Genomic DNA, 18,537 nt, shown 5'->3' with positions numbered 1-18,537 from the left:
GGGCCGTCGAAAAGGAACCAAGGACATGCCCGAGACCATTCTCGAACCCGCCCCGAACGCTCCCGGCAAGGCCGGCGCGAAGAAGGAGATCAACCCGCTCCTGAAATTTGCGCTGGAGCTCGGACCGCTCGTGGTCTTCTTCTTCGCCAATTCGCGCGGCGCCTGGCTCGCCGAGCGCTTTCCGGCGCTGGCCGAGCTCGGAGGGCCGCTCTTCATCGCGACGGCCCTCTTCATGGCCGCCACGGTCGTGGCCTTGGCCGTGTCCTGGTCGCTGACCCGAACGCTGCCGATCATGCCGCTCGTCTCCGGTCTCTTCGTCGTCGTCTTCGGCTTCCTAACGCTTTGGCTGCAGAACGAGACCTTCATCAAGATGAAGCCGACGATCGTGAACGCCCTCTTCGCCGCGATCCTCCTCGGCGGCCTCCTCTTCGGCAAGGCGCTGCTCGGCTACGTCTTCGAACAGGCCTTCAAGCTCGACGACGCCGGCTGGCGCAAGCTGACGCTGCGCTGGGGCCTCTTCTTCCTGGTCATGGCGGTGGTGAACGAGGTGGTCTGGCGCAACTTCTCGACGGATTTCTGGGCCGGCTTCAAGGTTTGGGCAACCATGCCGATCACCATGGTCTTCATGCTCTTCCAGATCCCGCTCCTGAAGCGCCATGCGACCGAACCGCTGGTGAAGGATTATACGGGCCGCGGATCGTAAGTCCGGCGACGACAGGCTCATTGCGCTCGGGGCCGGGCGTTCCGATATCCCGGGCAACGCAACGAACCCGATCGGATCCTCCATGCTCGACGTCCAGAAGCTTCTCGGCCAGTTCCTCGGCGCGCAGACCAGCCAGAACCGCTCCGGCGGCTTCGGCACGCCCAACACTCAGGGCAACGCGTTCGGCGGTTCCGGCACGAGCTCGGGCGGCTCGCTCCAGGACCAGATCGGCGGCCTCGTGCGCACCCATGGTGCGACGATCCTGAAGAGCGGCCTTGCCGGCGGCCTCGCCTCGCAGCTCTTCCGGGCGAAGGGCCTCGGCCGGATGGGCGGCGGCATGGGGACGATGGGCGGCACGGCTTTGAAGCTCGGTGGGGCGGCTCTCGTCGCCGGCCTTGCCTACAAGGCCTATCAGTCCTGGCAGGCGAGCCAGGGCGGCAGCGCGGCGCTTCCCGGCGCGAGCCCCCTCCCCCGGATCGCTCCGGCCACCGCCGGCGAGCTTCCCGCGCCCGCCGGCACCGCCTTTCTTCCCCAAGGCGAGGAGGATGCCCGCGCGCGCCTGATGCTCTCCGCGATGATCGCGGCGGCCAAGGCCGACGGCTATATCGACCAGGAGGAGCAGGACGCCATCTTCGGCCGGATCGACGAGCTCGATCTCGACGCCGAGGAGAAGGGCTTCGTCGTCGACGAGATGCGCAAGCCCCTCTCGATCGACGACCTCGTCGCGGGCGCCCGGACGCCCGAAGCCGCGATCGAGGTCTATACGGCCTCGGTGCTGGCCATCGATCCCGACCACCCCGCGGAAAAGGCCTATCTCGACATGCTCGCCGCCCGCCTGAACCTTCCGGCCGACCTCACGGCGGAGATTCGCCGCACGGCCGACGAGGCCGCGGCGGGCTGACGGCGACGGCAGGCCTCTCAACGAGAGCGCCGGACCGCCGACGGCGAGGCTGCCGGCGGGGCCGCGTCCGCCCGCAGGCATCGGCGCCTCTCAGAATTCCTCGGTCGGCAACCTCCGGCCGTCCGGCATCCGGTCGCCTGTCTCGTCCTGCGGGTTGCCGAAGGGCACCGGCGGCGCGCCGGCCTCGGCTTCGGCATCGTGATTCAGCGCCCAATGGACGGACGGGAAGGCAAGGTCGTCCCACGGGATGTCCTCGGGCCGGACGAGCTTGATCTCCAGGCTCTCCGGACCCGCCGCCATCGCGGGATCGGCGAGCGTGGCGCGAAAGATCAGCTGGACCTGGCTGATGCGCGGCACCGAGTAGAGCGCGAGCAGGCGTTGGATGGCGAGCGTCGCGCCCGCTTCCTCCCGCGCCTCGCGCATCGCGCCCTCCTCCGGCGTCTCCCCGAGTTCCATGTAGCCGGCCGGGATCGTCCAGAAGCCGCGCCTCGGCTCGATCGCGCGCCGGCAGAGAAGGATCCGGCCTTCGTGCCGCACGACCGACCCCACCACGATCTTCGGGTTCTCGTAGGCGACGAAGCCGCAATGGTCGCAGGCGCGCCGCTCCCGCTCGTCGTCGGCCGGGATGCGAAGGGAGAAGGAGGGCGTGATCATGGCGCTAGAGATGGGAGGAAAGGTCGAGACGGGAATGGAGACCGCGCGGGAACGCACGGGGAAGCCTCTCCGTCGCGCGCATGCCGTCGTCTCGGTCGTCCGGATCCTGCAGACCGGCCTCGACGACGGCTTGCGCAGATTGCGGTCCCTCGCTGTTCGCCCGCGTCGATGAGGCGGCCGAGAGATTCGGTCATGCGGTGCGAACACTATCGGACCACGGTGCCCCTCCGGAAGGAGGGCATGATCCGCCACGTCCGCAGAAGCGAACGGCGGATCGCCTCACCGCGCTCCCGCCACCGCCCTCGCGATCTCCGGCTCCAGCTTCTCCGTCACGTCCCGCGCGGAGAACGGTCCCGTCTGCTTCCAGAGGATCGTGCCGTCCGCACCGACGAGGAACGTCTCCGGCACGCCGTAGACGCCCCAGTCGATGCCCGCGCGACCGGACAGATCGGTGCCGACGGCGGCGTAGGGATTGCCGAGATCGGCCAGGAAACGGCGGGCGTTTTCCGGCTTGTCCTTGTAGTTGATGCCGACGAGGCGGACGCGCGGATCCCCCGCGATCTCCATCAGGATCGGATGCTCCACCCGGCAGGGACCGCACCAGGAGGCGAAGACGTTGACGAGCGTCGGACGAGGGTCGCCGCCGGACAGGACGAGCCCCGGCACGGCCGAGCCGTCGGCCGCGACGAGGCCCTCCAGCGGCGGCAGGTTCGTCGCGGGTGCCTTGGCGCCGATGAGCGCGGACGGGATCTCCTGCGGGTCGTGCCCGGAGACGAGCTGGTAGAGGAAGACGCCGGCAAGGCCCGCGAACAGGACCACCGGCAGGGCCGCGAGCCAGGATGAGCGCTGCCGCGGGGCCTCGGCGGGGGGACGAGCCTCCTCGCTCATCGATGCGCTCCCCGGTCCGATCGGCGTTTGAGGCCACGGTCCTCCAAGCCCTTCAGCTCGCCGCGCACCTCGCGGCCGTCGAGGAAGATCCAGAGGCCGAGCCCGCCGAGGGCGAGGGCCGACAGCCCGTAGGCGGCCAGGATGAAGGCGGCATAATCCCCTTGCATCCGATCAGCTCTCCACTTGGCGAAGGGCGAGGCGCGTCAGGGCGGCGACGCGCCGGCGCAGGATTTCGGTCCGCATGGCCGTGAGGTGAAGGGCGAAGAAGAGCAACGAGAAGCCGATCGCGGAGATGAGGAGCGGCCAGAGATAGGCCGCGGGCATGGCCGGTCCGTCCATCCGCATCACGCTCGCGGGCTGGTGCAGCGTGTTCCACCAGTCGACCGAGAACTTGATGATCGGAATGTTGATGAAGCCGACGAGGACGAGGATCGCGGCGGGCTTGGCGGAGCGGCCGGGATCGGCGAGCGCCCGCGTCAGCGCGATCAGGCCGAGATACATGAGGAAGAGGATGAAGACCGAGGTCAGCCGTGCGTCCCAGACCCACCAGGTGCCCCACATCGGCCGGCCCCAGATCGAGCCCGTGAGCAGGGCCAGCGCGGTGAACACCGCGCCGATCGGCGCCGCCGCCTTCACCGCGACGTCGGCCAGCGGATGACGCCAGACGAGCGTGCCGAGCGCCGACGCGCTCATCACCGTCCAGACCATCATCGAGAGCCAGGCGAAGGGCACGTGGATGAACATGATCCGGACCGTCGAGCCCTGCTGGTAGTCGTCGGGCGCGGTCAACCCGAGCCCGAGCCCCGCGGCGAGCGCCAGCGCGGCGAGCCCGTAGAACCAGGGTTGCACGGTCCCGGACAGGCTCAGGAAGCGGGAAGGATTGGCGAGGGCGGAAAACCACCCTCCCGTCGCGGAGAGGTCACTCATGCGTCCCAGTCTAGAATCTCTCGCAAATCCCGGCAAATGCCCATTTTGTCATAGCCAAATCCCCGCCTCAGTCGTTGCCCCCCTTCAGCACCGCGCCCGCCGCGAGGGGCCCGACGACGCCGAAGACGAGCGTCAAAGCGCCGAGAATCATCAGCGGCGGCAGGAACGGGTCGGGATCGTTCAGAGCGCCGTAGCTGGCCGATACGCCGAAGATCAGGACCGGGATCGCGAGCGGCAGGACGAGCACCGAGACGAGGAGCCCCCCGCGCGGCAGGGCGACCGCCACCGCCGCGCCGACCGCGCCGATGAAGGCGATGGCGGGCGTGCCGACGAGAAGCGTCAGCGCGACCGCCCCGCCGGCCGCGGGGTCGAGCCCGAGGAGAAGGCCGAGCACGGGCGAGGCGACGACGAGCGGCAGGGAGCTCGCCGTCCAGAGGGCCGCGCATTTGGCGAGCACCACGAGGGGCATCGGCGTCGCTCCCATCTGAAGGAGGTCGAGCGATCCGTCCTCGCGATCGGCCTGGAACAGCCGGTCGAGCGTCAGAAGGGCCGAGAGGAGCGCGCCGATCCAGAGCACGGCCGGCCCGATCCGCGACAGGAGGTTGAGGTCGGGGCCGATGCCGAAGGGGATCGTCGCGATCACGGCGAGGAAGAAGATGAGGCCCGTCGCCGCCCCGCCGCCGCCGGCGAAGGCGATGCGCAGATCCCGCGCGAAGATCGCCTTCAAGACCAGCCCTCCGCCGCCGCGAGATCCGCCTCGTCGATCGACCCGCTGCCGAAGACGCTCCGGCGCGTCAGGCGAAGGTCCCGCGCGGCGATGCCGAGCGGCTGGTGCGTCGCCGCGATCAGGAGGCCGCCCCCTTCGACATGCCGCGCGAGAAGGCTCGCGAAGAGGCCTTGCGAGGCGGCGTCGAGCGCGCCCGTCGGCTCGTCGAGGATCCAGGCCGGACGCGCCGCGACGAGGAGCCTCGCGATCGCCGCGCGTCGCTGCTGGCCGGCGGAGAGATAGCCGAACGGCGTCCGCTCCGTGCCGGACAGGCCGACGGCGTCGAGCGCCTCGCCGGTCGACGCCCCGCCGCGACCGCCGAGGAAGGCCCGCCAGACGTCGAGATTGGCCCCGACGGTGAGGCCGGCCTTCATCGCGTTGCGATGGCCGAGATAATGCGCGACCTCGGACAGGCGCTGCGCCGGCTCGCCGTCCGCGCCCGTCGCGCCGTCCAGCTGGATCGTGCCCGCACCGGCCGGCAAAAGGCCGGCCAGCGTGCGCAGCAGCGTCGACTTGCCCGCCCCGTTCTCGCCGGTGACGACCAGCGCCTCGCCGCTCGCGAGATCGAGATCGAGCGGACCGGCGATCCGCTCGGCCCCCCGCACGGCCACGAGGCCCCGCACCACGAGGCGAATCGTCATGTCGACGAATCGATGATCGACGGAGCCGGGGAACCGGTCGACGGACGAGGGAGCGGCGTCTTCATCCCCGACTGATGGCAGATGCCGCGGTCGATCGTCCAGTCTCCGGCATGTCCCGCATCGAGTCGTGCGCCGCGCGGGGTCCCTTGTGCGGGATTTCTACCGCGCCGCACCGGATACCCTTTATAGCCGTTACAAACTTGCCTATAAGGACCGCGGCCACGCCAGCGACCGGGGTGGAGTGAAATCAGCGCCGACCCCATGAAGCCTCGCCCGGCACCGGCGGGGATCGGGGCGGACGGGCGGAAATGGTCGTACCCGCATCTTTCGGGCGCGTTCGCGCCGGGAGCTACGTTCGCCTTTGGGGATCGACGGCAAGGTCCGAGAAGGAACCATCCTCCGTGTCCCATCCAGACAGCTTCAAGAGCCGCAAGACGCTCAACGTCGGCGGCAAAGAGTACATCTACTTCGACCTCAAGGAGGCCGAGAAGAACGGCCTTTCCGGCGCCTCGCGCCTTCCCTTCTCGATGAAGGTGCTCCTCGAGAACCTCCTGCGCAACGAGGACGGGCGCACCGTCAAGGCCGACGACATCCGCGCCTGCGCGAACTGGACGCAAGATCGCGGCAAGGCCGGCCATGAGATCGCCTATCGTCCCGCCCGCGTCCTCATGCAGGACTTCACCGGCGTTCCCGCCGTCGTCGATCTCGCCGCCATGCGCGACGCCACGACCAGCCTCGGCGCCGATCCCCGGAAGATCAACCCGCTCGTCCCCGTGGATCTCGTCATCGACCATTCCGTCATGGTCGACTTCTTCGGCCAGGCCGACAGCTTCAAGAAGAACGTCGACGTCGAATACGATCGCAACGGCGAGCGCTACACGTTCCTGCGCTGGGGCTCGGAAGCCTTCCAGAACTTCCGCGTCGTGCCGCCCGGCACCGGCATTTGTCATCAGGTGAACTTAGAGTATCTCGCGCAGACCGTCTGGACGAAGGAAGAGAACGGCGAGACCATCGCCTATCCCGACACGCTGGTCGGCACCGATTCGCACACGACCATGGTCAACGGCATGTCCGTGCTCGGCTGGGGCGTCGGCGGCATCGAAGCGGAGGCGGCCATGCTCGGCCAGCCCGTCTCCATGCTGATTCCCGAGGTCGTCGGCTTCCGCATCGCGGGCAAGCTGCCCGAGGGCACGACCGCGACCGATCTCGTGCTCACCGTCACGCAGATGCTGCGCAAGAAGGGCGTCGTCGGCAAGTTCGTCGAGTTCTACGGCCCCGGCCTCTCCAACCTCACCCTCGAGGACCAGGCGACCATCGCCAACATGGCCCCCGAATACGGCGCGACCTGCGGCTTCTTCCCCGTCGACACGGACACGCTGAACTTCCTCGAGGTCACCGGCCGCGCCAAGGACCGGATCGCCCTCGTCGAAGCCTATTCGAAGGCGCAGGGCATGTTCCGCGAGGAGGGCATGGAAGAGCCGGTCTTCACCGACACGCTGGAGCTCGACCTGTCCACCGTCGTGCCCTCGCTCGCCGGTCCGAAGCGCCCGCAGGACCGCGTCGCGCTGACCGATGTCGCGGCCGACTTCGCGCGCGTCCTTCCCGATCTCCAGGGCGGCCGCAAGACCGCCGCCGCCGCGTCCTCCGAAGGTGACGCACGCTTCCTCGCCGAGGGCGCCGGTCAGGCCGGGCAGACGCCCGAGACCGCCCGCCGCTACGACGTCGCGGACGCGGCCCACGGCATCGCCGACGGCGACGTTGTGATCGCGGCCATCACCTCCTGCACGAACACTTCGAACCCGAACGTGCTGGTCGCGGCCGGCCTCGTCGCCCGCAAGGCGCATGCGCTCGGCCTTCGCCCCAAGCCCTGGGTCAAGACCTCGCTCGCGCCCGGCTCCCAGGTCGTCACCGAATATCTCGAGAAGGCCGGGCTCCAGAGCGATCTCGACGCGATGGGCTTCAACCTCGTCGGCTACGGCTGCACGACCTGCATCGGCAATTCCGGCCCGCTGCCGGAGGCGATCTCCGAGGCGATCACCGCCAACGATCTCGTCGCCTGCTCGGTCCTGTCGGGCAACCGCAACTTCGAGGGCCGCGTCAATCCGGACGTTCGGGCGAACTACCTCGCCTCGCCGCCGCTCGTCGTCGCCTATGCCATCGCCGGCTCGCTCTTCGTGGACATCACCAAGGAGCCGCTCGGAATCGGCAGCGACGGCCGCGACGTCTATCTGCGCGATATCTGGCCGACGACGCAGGAAATCTCCGACATCGTGCGCAAGACCGTGACGCGCGACCTCTTCGAGCGTCGCTATTCCGACGTCTTCCGCGGCGACGAGCACTGGCAGAAGATCGACGTTTCCGGCGGCCTCACCTACGACTGGGACGACCGCTCGACCTATGTGCAGAACCCGCCCTACTTCGAGGGCATGACGATGGAAGCCAAGCCGGTCACCGACATCCACGGTGCGCGGATCCTCTCCATCTTCCTCGATTCGATCACGACCGACCACATCTCGCCGGCCGGATCGATCAAGGCCAACGGCCCGGCCGGCGACTATCTCGTCAGCCACCAGGTCCGCCCCGTGGACTTCAACTCCTACGGCGCGCGCCGCGGCAACCACGAGGTCATGATGCGCGGCACCTTCGCCAACATCCGCATCAAGAACCAGATGTTGCCGGGGGTCGAGGGCGGCATCACCAAGCACTTCCCCTCGGGCGAGCAGCTGCCGATCTACACCGCGGCGATGAAGTACAAGGACGAGGGCGTCCCGCTCGTCGTCTTCGCGGGCAAGGAATACGGCACCGGCTCCTCGCGCGACTGGGCGGCCAAGGGCACCGTGCTGCTCGGCGTTCGCGCCGTGATCGCGCAGTCCTTCGAGCGCATCCACCGCTCCAATCTCGTCGGCATGGGCGTCGTGCCCTTCCTGTTCGAGGAGGGCACCTCCTGGCAGACGCTCGGCCTCACGGGCGAGGAGACGGTGACGATCGAGGGACTGACCACGATCCAGCCGCGCCAGAAGATGGAGGCGATCGTCACGCGGCCGAACGGCGAGGTCGTGAAGGTCCCGCTCATCTGCCGCATCGATACGCTGGACGAGCTGGAATATTTCAAGGCCGGCGGCATCCTGCACTACGTGCTGCGCAAGCTGGCCGCCTGAAGCCGGCCGCGTCCAACGATCGCGCCGGCCAGGGCTCGTTCCCGGCCGGCGTTTCCAGCGCGGCGGTCCCGCGCCGATGCGCGTGCAGCGTCGGGTCCGGCCGCTCCCGCCTCGCGCCGGCCCGTCCTGTCGCGCGGGCCGGTCGCTTGCGCCGTGAAGCGGCTCTCCAAGCGGGCCGGCCCGGGCTTCGCTTTCAAGGGGTTGTGACTGGTTGTTGTGGGGGCGGATCGATAGCGTCCCCCCCGATGCGCGAGCCACCGAGCGGCGCGCATCCCATCGGCGAAGCGGATCCATCAGGCCCTGCCATGCCACGAACCTTCGAGGGCACGACGCCGTGATCATCTTCCGCCCGGCATCGAAGCTGGCCAGCGTTCTGGCCGTCGTCGGCGCTCTTCTGACCTTTTCCGCAGCCTGGGCCCAGGCCGAGGAGCACGTCGCCACGAGCCGCGCCGTGCGCGGCGTCGTCGAGCTCTTCACCAGCCAGGGCTGCTCGTCCTGCCCGCCCGCCGACCGCATCCTGGCGCGGCTTTCCGAGGACGACAGCCTCGTCGCGCTCGCCTACCACGTCGACTACTGGGACTATATCGGCTGGCGCGACATCCATGGATCGCGCGAGAACACCGAGCGCCAGCGCGCCTATGCCAAGGAGCTCGGCAAGGGCGGCATCTACACGCCGCAGGTCGTCGTCAACGGCCGGAGCGACGTAATCGGCTCGCGCGAGGGCGAGATCCGCGAGGCGCTGACGAAGGCTCCGCTCGACGCGTCGAGCGCGCTCATCACCCTCTCCGTCGACGGCAAGCGGCTTCGCGTCGGCGTCGAGAACGGCGCGGGAGTCGCGGGAGGTTCCGCGGTCCTGATGCTCGTCACCTTCACCGACAAGGCCTCGACCACGGTCGAGCGCGGCGAAAACAAGGGTCTCGTCCTGATCGAAAGCCATGCCGTCCGCGACTGGCGCATTCTCGGCATGGGCACGCAGAAGCCGATGGAGACGGAGATCCCGCTGGCCTCGCTGCGACCGGAGGGGGGCGAGCGGATCGGTTGCGCGGCGATCCTCCAGACCGTCACCGAGGGCGGCCGCCCCGGCTCGATCCTGGCCGCCGCCGCCATCGAGTTCTGACCCCTGGCCATCGCCGAAACGCGGCTTTGCCGGCCTTGCCCGGTGCGGCCGAACGCACGGCCTGCGCTTGAAAAGCTTTTGCCGACATCCTTATTTCATGAGACGCTGAACGCGGCCGGACCGGAATCGGACGCGGGCCCGCACCGCGGGGGGCCCGTTGGTTCGGCCCCGGCGCTGCACGGCAGGGCGCAGCGCGGCACAGAGAACGACGAAAGCGTCGTCGGACACGGGAAGCGAGGCCAATCGCATGGAGGGAACGGATGGCGGCAGGAGCGGCGGCGCGACGATCATCGATTTCTCGCAGATCCGGCACCCACCCGCCCCCGGCACCGCCTCCGGATCCGATCCGGCCATCGTCGCCTTCGACCGGCGCGAGCTGAACGAGATCCTCAACGTCTACGGCCGCATGGTCGCGGCCGGCGAATGGCGCGACTACGCGATCGACATGCTGAAGGACCGCGCCGTCTTCTCGATCTTCCGCCGCACCAGCGAGATGCCGCTCTTCCGCGTCGAGAAGACCCCCCGCCTCGCCCGCCGCCAGGGCGCCTTCTCCGTCACCGCCGCCGGCGGCCTCGTGATGAAGCGCGGCCACGAACTGCGGCAGGTGCTGCGGGTCTTCGACAAGGCGCTGAGGTCGGTGGAAGAGCGGTAGGGGTCGCCGGAATTTGCGGCAATGGGTGGATAAGGAATGGTCCAGTTCTTAACTTGAGATGGCGTTTAGCGGCCGTTCCAACCATCACTGGGCGGTGCCCCGATGCGGCTGATGTCGAACGGCGTCGTCTTGTAGATTTCGTTGATCCAGTTCCCGATCAGAAGATGCGCGTGCCCCCGCCAGCGGTTCTCGGGTGATCGTGAGGGGTCGTCGTTCGGGAAGTAGCCAATCGGCATTGGGCCCACGCCGTCTCGATGGTACTCTTTGGCAAGGGTGTCGGTCTCGTATTCGAGATGATTGAACATGTGCAGCATCCGGTGCCGCGGGTCGCTGACGAGACACGGGCCCGTCTCCTCGGCGCAGGCCATGGTTACCAAGGTGCCGTCCTGCGGGAAATCTCCTTCCCGTACCTCCGTCCAGCGCGAGACTGGCGCTTCGAACCGATCGGGGAAGCCACGGAGCCAGGGCGAGCCAGGAGCCAGATTGGTTTGCGCGAAGATCCCGAAAGCTTTGGCTGTGAGTCGATGTTTTGGGATGCCGTGGAAATGTTGTAGCGCTGCCTGCGCCGCCCAGCAGATCGTTAGCGTCGCGTGGACATGGGTCTGTGTCCAGTCGAGAATTTGGCGCAACTCCGGCCAGTAGCGAACCTTTTCGAACGGCAGGTGCTCCACTGGCGCCCCCGTGATGACGAAGCCGTCAAACCGTTGCGTCCGCACCTCGCTCCATGGCTGATAGAAGGCTGATAGGTGATCAGCGGAGGTGTGGCGCGCCACATGGTCGCTGATGCGGACAAGCGTCAGTTCGATCTGCAAGGGCGCTGCCCCGAGGAGGCGAGCAAACTGCGTTTCCGTGCCGATCTTGTCGGGCATGAGATTGAGGAGACCAATCCGCAAGGGACGTATATCTTGCCGCACAGCGTCGGTCTCGCCAATGACCACGACGCCCTCTGCTTCCAGCGTCCTGCGGGCGGGGAGATGGTCGGGAATCTTGATCGGCACGCTTCGTCGCCTCCATTACTCAGGGCGACGCTGATGGCTGGGGTCCGTGAATTGCCGGATCGGCCACATCTTCCCTCATGGGAATACCACCTTGCCCGGATCGGCAGGTTGGCGTTGGGCGTCGTCCCAACTCTTGATGCAGATCACCAATTACCGCTGAAAGGGCGAGCGGACAATCTCCGGTTCCTGGAAAACGGTTTGATGTGACGAAAGACTGAGTAGGGTCGCAAGCGGCCAGCCCACGCCCCCATGGTCTCACCCCTTGAACATCGTCCCCGGATAGTCCCCCTCGTCCGGCAGCGTTTCGCCGGCGTCACCGAGCGGCAGCTGCATGAAGACGGTGTCGATCCATTTTCCGAACTTGAAGCCGGAATTCTGGAAGATGCCGATGGTGCGGAACCCGGCGCGTTCGTGGAGGCGGATGGAGGGGGCGTGGTCGGAGCCGCCGATCACCGCGATCATCTGGCGAAATCCGAGCTCCTCGCTGAGTTCGACGAGGCGCAGGAGAAGCGCCCGGCCGATGCCGTAGCCTTGCGCGTCCGGCGAGAGATAGACCGAATCCTCCACCGACCAGCGATAGGCCGGCCGCGCCCGGAACGGTCCGGCATAGGCATAGCCGAGGATCAGGCCCGAGCCGTCTTCCGCCACGATATAGGGATAGCTCTCGCCGGTCAGCGCCTCGTAGCGCTTCGTCATCTCCGCCTCGTCCGGCGGCGTCAGCTCGTAGCTCGCCGTGCCGTGCAGAACCGCATGGCGATAGATCGCGGTGATGGCGGGAATGTCGGCCGGCGTTGCGTCGCGAAGGGCGTAGGCGCTCATGGGGATCCTGTCGGTCGGGGCTCGAGACCGGCGGACGAAACGGATCCGGCAGCCTTGGGCGATGTCGTCCACCTCTGGCAAATGTCGGGACCGAAGGAAAGCGTCGCCTCGTCACCTTCGCGCATGCGGGAAGGCGAAAGCTCGCAGGCGTCGCCTCGGACATGCCGTCCTGACGTCGGGACTTGCTGAAACGGAGGAATTGACTTTGCGCGAACTTGCGCGCATGAGCCCATCCATGCACCGCTTCGCCAAAACCACGATTACGATCTGACGTTTCCCGCCCCGCTTCTCTCCCCGGGGTGGAGGGCAAGCGTTCGGGCAGGGTCGGGAGAGCGGAGTTCGGATCATGGGTTACAAGGTCGCCGTCGTCGGCGCCACCGGCAATGTCGGGCGCGAAATGCTCTCCATTCTCGACGAGCGCGGCTTCCCGGCCGACGAGGTCGTGGCGCTGGCCTCGCGCCGCAGCCTCAACACGGAGGTCTCCTTCGGCGACAAGACGCTGAAGACGCAGGTGCTCGACACCTACGACTTCACCGGCACCGACATCTGCCTGATGTCGGCGGGCGGCGACGTCTCCAAGATCTGGTCCCCGAGGATCGGCGCGACCGGCTGCGTCGTCATCGATAATTCCTCGGCCTTCCGCTACGATCCCGACGTGCCGCTGATCGTGCCGGAGGTGAACGCCGACGCCGTCGTGGGCTTCACCCGCAAGAACATCATCGCCAACCCGAACTGCTCGACCGCGCAGCTCGTCGTCGCGCTGAAGCCGCTCCACGACCACGCGACGATCAAGCGCGTCGTCGTCTCGACCTACCAGTCCGTGTCGGGCGCGGGGAAGGAGGGCATGGACGAGCTCTTCAAGCAGTCGCGGGCCGTCTTCGTCGCCGATCCGATCGAGCGCAAGAAGTTCACCAAGCGCATCGCCTTCAACGTCATCCCCCATATCGACGTCTTCATGGAGGACGGCTCGACGAAGGAGGAGTGGAAGGTCATGGTCGAGACCAAGAAGATGCTCGACCCGAAGATCAAGGTCACCTGCACCGCCGTTCGCGTGCCGGTCTTCATCGGCCATTCCGAAGCCGTGAACATCGAGTTCGAAAACCCGATCACCGCCGACGAGGCGCGGGCCATCCTGCGCGAGGCGCCCGGCTGCCTCGTCGTCGACAGCCATGAGGACGGCGGCTACACCACGCCCTACGAGTCGGCCGGCGAGGACGCGACGTTCATCTCCCGCATCCGCGAGGACCAGACCCTGGAGAACGGACTCAACATCTGGGTCGTCGCCGACAATCTGCGCAAGGGCGCGGCGCTGAACGCCGTGCAGATCGCCGAACTCCTCGTCAACCGCGGGCTTTTGAAGCGCCAGAAGGCCGCCTGAGGCGAGGCGGACGCGGACGGGGCGCGGTGGGACCGGTCGTCCCGCCATCGGAAAAATCTGGCCGATCCGCCCCTCGGCCACCCGGCCGTCGCTCACACTGCCGAAGGGCCCGGACGTTCCCCGCGACGTCCGGGCCCTCTTCACGTGCGGCCGCGCGCTCTTCGTTCAGCTTCCGTCAACCATCCTCCGTCAGGGTCGTCGTCATGCACCGGATGGGCCAGCGCCCGCCCGGCGACGTCCCAACCCTCGCCCGGCGATGCCGCGAGCCGGTCCCGCCGGCTCGCACATCCCTGCGACCAGCCGGAACCCGTCGATGAAACGTCTTGTCCTCTCGCTCGCCCTGTCCGCCCTCGCCGTCACGGGCTGCACGACCAATCCCTATACCGGCGAAAGCCAGATCTCGAACACGCTCGGCGGCGCGGGCATCGGCGCCGGTGTCGGCGCGCTCGGCGGCTACGTCGTCGGCAAGGCGACGGGCGCCAATTCGGGCACGGCGGCGCTGATCGGCGCGGGCATCGGCGGCCTCGCGGGCGGCGGCATCGGCGCCTACATGGACAACCAGGAAGCCGAGCTTCGCCGGCAATTGCAGGGCACGGGCGTCTCGGTCACGCGCGTCGGCGACCGGATCGTCCTCAACATGCCCTCCAACATCACCTTTCCGTCGGACGGCGACACGATCCGCTCGCAGTTCTATCCCGTCCTGAACTCGGTCGCGATCGTTCTGGCCAAGTACGACCGCTCCGCCGTCGACGTCGCCGGCCACACCGACAGCCAGGGATCCGACAGCTACAATTACGATCTGTCGCAGCGCCGCGCGGAAAGCGTCGCCGACTACCTCGCCAGCCAGCGCATCGACGGCGGCCGCCTGAACGTTCGCGGCTACGGCGAAAGCCAGCCGGTCGCCGACAACGCGACGGATTATGGCCGCGCCGAGAATCGACGCGTCGAAGTGTCGATCTCGCCCTATTCCTGATCCCCGCCGGCGCGCCCGAGCCAAGCCGTCGAACCCCCAAGCCGCGGCTGCGCCCGGGGCTTAACCCTTTGCACCGGAACAGATCGCGCCGCCGCTCCTCATCTTGTCTTTTTCAAGGGAACATGGCCCTTAAGAAACTGATAAGATGTCAGGAGAAATTCATGAGCCGTCAGGCGGATGGTCTCGATGGCGAGATCATCGACGCGATCTATGCCGCTGCGGAAGACCCCGACCTGTGGCAGGCGACGCTGGGTCAAGTTCACGCCGCCTTCGGCATCGTTGCCAGCAGTCTTCTGCTGCACGACCGTTCCCATGTCAGCACCGTGGCCGTCGTCGACGGCCATGACGACGCCTCGATCGCTCTGTGGATCGATCACTTCGCGACGCTGACCCCCTGGCTGCAACCCGAGATCAAGCTGGAGCTCGGTGTTCCCCTGACCGACGAGCATCTCGACATCGGCAAGGCGGCACGGGACCATTTCGAGAACGGCTATTACTACAACGAGTGGGTCCGGCCACAGGGCATCCGCCACGCCATCGGCTGCGTCCTGGACATCAACGGCAGCGGCTCCTTGACGGTGAACGGCTGGCGGACCGCCGCGTCCGGCGCCTTCACGGCGGAGGAAAGCGTGCGCTACGCCTCGATGTCGCGCCATCTCGCCCGCGCCGCCCGCCTGTCCATGACCTTCTCCCGCCTTCGCCTCGACGCCTCGGTCGCCGCCGCCGGACGAGAGCATGATCGGCCCGGCGTCCTCGTGCTCGGATCGCGCGGGGAGCTGCGCGACATGAACGTGGAAGCGCAGCGCCTGGTGGAGGCCGGTCAAGGCCTCCGCCTCCGGCTCGGCCGCCTCCAGGCCACCACGCTCGGCGAGGACGTCGCGCTGCAGCGGCTGATCGAGGACGCTTCGCGCCGGGATCTCGTCGGCGGCCGGGTCCTCGGCCCGACCTTTCTGCAGAAGGGACCCGGACTGTCGCCCCTGCGCATCGAGATCATGTCGACCCCGCCGCAGACCTCGCCCTTTCCGGGCCTGCGCGATGCCGTCCTCGTCGTCGTCGTTTCCGATCCGGACCGGCCGACGGACTTCCCGAACCAGGGGCTGAGACAATTGGCGGTCTCCTTTGCGCTGACCCCCGCCGAGGAGCGGATGGTCGGAGCGGTCCAGAGCGCGCGCAATCTCCGGGAGGCCGCGATCTCCGTCGGCATCGGCTACGAGACGGCCCGCACGCACATGCGGTCGGTCTTCGCCAAGACCGGCGCCCGCAGCCAGGTCGAGCTCGTCCGCCTTCTCGGCCGACCCTCGACGTGAACGGCATGCCGGGCGCCGGGCCGGATCGACCTCGACCTCTCCCGCGCCGGATCGATGCGGGCGGCCTCTCACCCGAGGACGCGGGCCTTGCTCGGCGGGGCGCGAGACGTCAGATGCCGGCGCCGTCTCCGACCACCGTCGGGTCCGCCGGCTCGTCCGGGTGACGTTCGGTCCGATCCACCGCCTGGCGCAGGAACGGCCGGAACAGGAAGTCGAGGATGCCGAGGACGAGCGCCGAGAGGACGCCGAGGCCGAGCAGGAGCGCGACGAGGGCGACGACCAGCGAGGCGAGCGCGCGGAAGCGCACCACGCCGGGCCGGCGCTCGGGACGGCGCATCGTGTCCGCGCCGAACCAGAGCGCCTTCGCGCGCTCCACGCCCGACAAGGGCTCCGCCACCGGAAGGGCCGCGTCGCCGATCGCGGTCACCCGTCCCGTCGTCTCGCGCACGAGGCCGAGCGCCACCGTCTCGTTCGACAACTGGTCGATCAGGATGAAGGCGCCGAGCTCCCGGTTCTCGGCGTAGGGCAAGGCGACGGCCGGGCGGTCGAAGGCGACCGTGACGCGGCCGATCTCGTTCATCAGGAGCGCGTCGGCGGGCTTGGGTTCGTAGGTGTGGATGTCGATCGCGTGGTCGAGCGTGCGCACGCTGGCCGGCGTCTGCGCCGGACCGAGCTTGGCGATGAGGCGCGCGCCCGCGATCAGCGGTCGGTCGACCATCCAGAGGATCTCGGCCTTGACGCTCTTCTCCGCCGCGACCGTGTCGCCGGGCCGCACGATGACGTCGCCGCGCGAGACGTCGACCTCATCGGCGAGCGTCAGCGTCACCGCCTCGCCGGCGCCCGCGCTCTCGACCTCGCCGGAGGGGCCGTAGACCGCCTTGACGCGCGTCTGCCGCCCGGCGGGCAGCACGGTCACCGCATCGCCGCGCCGGATCGAACCCCCGGCGATCTCGCCGCAATAGCCGCGGAAGTCGAGATTGGGACGATTGACCCACTGCACGGGCAGCCGGAACGGCTGGTCGTCCTCCAGCAGCGTGGCGGGCGTCGCGCTTTCCAGGCGCTCCAGCAGCGTCTCGCCCGAGTACCAGGGCGTGTTCGCCGAGCGCGTCGTGATGTTGTCGCCATTCTTGGCCGACAGGGGAATGTAGGAGACGTCGGTGAAGCCGAGCTGGGGAAGGATCTCCTTGTAGCCCGCGACGATCCCGTCGAAGACGGCCTGGTCGAAGCCGACGAGGTCCATCTTGTTGATCGCGACGACGACCGACTTGATGCCGACCATCGAGGTGATGAAGGAATGCCGCCGCGTCTGCGGCAGGATGCCCTTGCGCGCGTCGACGAGGATCACCGCGAGCTCGGCCTGGGACGCGCCGGTCGCCATGTTGCGCGTGTACTGCTCGTGGCCGGGCGTGTCGGCGATGATGAAGGCGCGCTTTGAGGTCGAGAAGTAGCGATAGGCGACGTCGATCGTGATGCCCTGTTCCCGCTCGGCCGACAGCCCGTCGACGAGAAGCGCGAAGTCGAGGTCCTCGCCCGTCGTGCCGAACTTCTTGGAATCGCGCTTCAGCGCCTCCAGCTGGTCGTCGAAGACGGCGTTGGCGTCGTAGAGCAGGCGACCGATCAGGGTGGACTTGCCGTCGTCCACCGAGCCGCAGGTGATGAACCGCAGGAGCGAGGTCGCCCCGGCGGGGATCGGGAGGGGAGAAGCGGCGGGGACGCTCGACGCGAAGTCGTCGGTCCGGGCGAAAGCGGCGGTCATCTCAGAAATAGCCTTCCTGCTTCTTCTCTTCCATCGAGGCGCCGCCGTCCTTGTCGATGACGCGGCCTTCGCGCTCGGAGGAGCGGCTGCCGCGCATCTCGGCGATGATCTCGGGGAGCGTCGCGGCGGTGGAGGGGACCGCGCCCGTCAGCGGATAGTCGCCGAGCGTGCGGAAGCGCACGACCCGACTCTCGACGACCTCGCCGGGCAGGAGCTTCATCCGCTCGTCGTCGCGCATGATCAGCGTGCCGTCGCGCACGAGGACCGGGCGCGGCTTGGCGAAGTAGAGCGGCACGACCTCGATGCCTTCGAGCGCGATGTAGTCCCAGACATCCGCTTCGGTCCAATTGGACAGCGGAAACACGCGGAAGCTCTCGCCGATGCGCTTGCGGGTGTTGAAGAGGCGCCAGGGCTCGGGCCGCTGGTTCTTGGCGTCCCAGCGATGCTCGGCCGAACGCAGCGAGAAGACGCGCTCCTTGGCGCGGCTCTTCTCCTCGTCGCGCCGCGCGCCGCCGAAGGCCGCGTCGAACTTGTACTTCTCCAGCGCCTGCTTCAGCCCCTCCGTCTTCATCACGTCCGTGTGGACTCGGGAGCCGGCGGAGAAGGGATTGATGCCGCGCGCGATGCCGTCCTGGTTGATGTGGACGATGAGGTCCACACCGAGCTTCGCCGGCAAGGCGTCGCGATGCTCGTACATCTCGCGGAACTTCCACGTCGTGTCGACATGGAGAAGCGGGAAGGGCAGCTTGCCCGGCGCGAAGGCCTTCAGCGCCAGATGCAGCATCACCGCCGAATCCTTGCCGATCGAATAGAGCATCACCGGGTTCTCGGCGGTCGCCGCGACCTCCCGGATGATGAAGATCGACTCGGCCTCGAGCCGCTGCAGATGGGTCATGTGC

18 protein-coding genes and 1 riboswitch are annotated in these 18,537 nt (G+C 68.1%); of the genes, 8 read left to right on the top strand and 10 right to left on the bottom strand.

Features of this window, described 5'->3' with window-relative positions; translation table 11 throughout:
- Positions 1 to 25: 25 nt before the first annotated feature.
- Both ASG43_RS07765 and ASG43_RS07760 read left to right on the top strand, forming a co-directional pair.
- Positions 26 to 703, top strand: a complete 678-nt coding sequence (locus ASG43_RS07765) for a septation protein A (RefSeq protein WP_056502722.1) — start codon at positions 26 to 28, stop codon at positions 701 to 703.
- A gap of 82 nt (positions 704 to 785) precedes the next feature.
- A complete protein-coding gene (locus ASG43_RS07760) occupies positions 786 to 1,604 on the top strand; it encodes a tellurite resistance TerB family protein (RefSeq protein WP_056502719.1) in 819 nt (272 codons plus the stop codon).
- 90 nt (positions 1,605 to 1,694) lie between these two features.
- On the opposite strand, the gene ASG43_RS07755 is transcribed toward ASG43_RS07760, so the two are convergent.
- The 6 genes from ASG43_RS07755 to ccmA all read right to left on the bottom strand — a co-directional run bounded on the left by ASG43_RS07755 (position 1,695) and on the right by ccmA (position 5,480).
- Entirely contained in the window at positions 1,695 to 2,315 is a 621-nt protein-coding gene (locus ASG43_RS07755) for an NUDIX hydrolase (protein ID WP_348271071.1), read from the bottom strand.
- 222 nt (positions 2,316 to 2,537) lie between these two features.
- Complete coding sequence (locus tag ASG43_RS07750) at positions 2,538 to 3,146, bottom strand: DsbE family thiol:disulfide interchange protein (protein ID WP_056502714.1); 609 nt, start codon at positions 3,144 to 3,146, stop codon at positions 2,538 to 2,540.
- Positions 3,143 to 3,313, bottom strand: coding sequence for a heme exporter protein CcmD (gene ccmD / locus ASG43_RS07745; protein ID WP_056502711.1), 171 nt, complete (start codon positions 3,311 to 3,313; stop codon positions 3,143 to 3,145). The genes ASG43_RS07750 and ccmD overlap by 4 nt, the downstream gene beginning before the upstream one ends.
- A 4-nt stretch (positions 3,314 to 3,317) precedes the next feature.
- Entirely contained in the window at positions 3,318 to 4,073 is a 756-nt protein-coding gene (locus tag ASG43_RS07740; RefSeq protein ID WP_056502709.1) for a heme ABC transporter permease, read from the bottom strand.
- A gap of 67 nt (positions 4,074 to 4,140) precedes the next feature.
- Entirely contained in the window at positions 4,141 to 4,800 is a 660-nt protein-coding gene (gene ccmB / locus ASG43_RS07735) for a heme exporter protein CcmB (RefSeq protein WP_056502707.1), read from the bottom strand.
- Positions 4,797 to 5,480, bottom strand: coding sequence for a heme ABC exporter ATP-binding protein CcmA (gene ccmA, locus ASG43_RS07730; RefSeq protein ID WP_056502704.1), 684 nt, complete (start codon positions 5,478 to 5,480; stop codon positions 4,797 to 4,799). Before ccmA ends, ccmB begins: the two co-directional genes overlap by 4 nt.
- 401 nt (positions 5,481 to 5,881) lie before the next feature.
- Between ccmA and acnA the strand changes: the two genes are divergently transcribed.
- The 3 genes from acnA (at position 5,882) to ASG43_RS07715 (ending at position 10,407) form a co-directional block, all read left to right on the top strand.
- Positions 5,882 to 8,638, top strand: coding sequence for an aconitate hydratase AcnA (gene acnA / locus ASG43_RS07725; RefSeq protein WP_056502702.1), 2,757 nt, complete (start codon positions 5,882 to 5,884; stop codon positions 8,636 to 8,638).
- 334 nt (positions 8,639 to 8,972) lie between these two features.
- On the top strand, positions 8,973 to 9,755 hold the full coding sequence (locus ASG43_RS07720) for a DUF1223 domain-containing protein (protein WP_162244690.1): 783 nt from the start codon (positions 8,973 to 8,975) through the stop codon (positions 9,753 to 9,755).
- Between the two features lie 247 nt (positions 9,756 to 10,002).
- A complete protein-coding gene (locus ASG43_RS07715; protein ID WP_082490736.1) occupies positions 10,003 to 10,407 on the top strand; it encodes a DUF2794 domain-containing protein in 405 nt (134 codons plus the stop codon).
- A gap of 65 nt (positions 10,408 to 10,472) precedes the next feature.
- Here the strand turns inward: ASG43_RS07715 and metA are convergent, their stop codons facing one another.
- Positions 10,473 to 11,405: a homoserine O-succinyltransferase gene (metA, locus tag ASG43_RS07710; RefSeq protein ID WP_056502699.1), complete on the bottom strand. Its 933-nt coding sequence runs from the start codon at positions 11,403 to 11,405 to the stop codon at positions 10,473 to 10,475.
- 37 nt (positions 11,406 to 11,442) lie between these two features.
- Positions 11,443 to 11,550: riboswitch (SAM-I-IV-variant riboswitch) on the bottom strand.
- Between the two features lie 110 nt (positions 11,551 to 11,660).
- Positions 11,661 to 12,224 (bottom strand): GNAT family N-acetyltransferase, encoded by a 564-nt coding sequence (locus ASG43_RS07705; protein ID WP_056502697.1) that lies wholly within the window; start codon positions 12,222 to 12,224, stop codon positions 11,661 to 11,663.
- A 346-nt stretch (positions 12,225 to 12,570) separates the two neighbouring features.
- Here ASG43_RS07705 and ASG43_RS07700 point away from each other — a divergent pair, with 346 nt between their 5' ends.
- From ASG43_RS07700 to ASG43_RS07690, 3 genes are all read left to right on the top strand, one after another.
- A complete protein-coding gene (locus tag ASG43_RS07700) occupies positions 12,571 to 13,602 on the top strand; it encodes an aspartate-semialdehyde dehydrogenase (protein ID WP_056502693.1) in 1,032 nt (343 codons plus the stop codon).
- A gap of 313 nt (positions 13,603 to 13,915) precedes the next feature.
- Entirely contained in the window at positions 13,916 to 14,575 is a 660-nt protein-coding gene (locus tag ASG43_RS07695) for an OmpA family protein (RefSeq protein ID WP_056502690.1), read from the top strand.
- A 161-nt stretch (positions 14,576 to 14,736) separates the two neighbouring features.
- Positions 14,737 to 15,882, top strand: a complete 1,146-nt coding sequence (locus ASG43_RS07690) for a helix-turn-helix transcriptional regulator (protein WP_056502687.1) — start codon at positions 14,737 to 14,739, stop codon at positions 15,880 to 15,882.
- A 109-nt stretch (positions 15,883 to 15,991) separates the two neighbouring features.
- Here the strand turns inward: ASG43_RS07690 and cysN are convergent, their stop codons facing one another.
- Both cysN and cysD read right to left on the bottom strand, forming a co-directional pair.
- On the bottom strand, positions 15,992 to 17,638 hold the full coding sequence (cysN, locus tag ASG43_RS07685; protein ID WP_082490735.1) for a sulfate adenylyltransferase subunit CysN: 1,647 nt from the start codon (positions 17,636 to 17,638) through the stop codon (positions 15,992 to 15,994).
- A gap of 1 nt (position 17,639) precedes the next feature.
- On the bottom strand, positions 17,640 to 18,533 hold the full coding sequence (gene cysD / locus ASG43_RS07680) for a sulfate adenylyltransferase subunit CysD (protein ID WP_056502682.1): 894 nt from the start codon (positions 18,531 to 18,533) through the stop codon (positions 17,640 to 17,642).
- Positions 18,534 to 18,537 lie beyond the last annotated feature (4 nt).

It is taken from the genome of Aureimonas sp. Leaf454 (assembly GCF_001424685.1).
In the GTDB taxonomy this organism is placed as follows: Bacteria; Pseudomonadota; Alphaproteobacteria; order Rhizobiales; family Rhizobiaceae; genus Plantimonas.
Note: the sequence above shows the minus strand (reverse complement) of the source record. Positions and strands in the feature narration are given on the sequence as shown.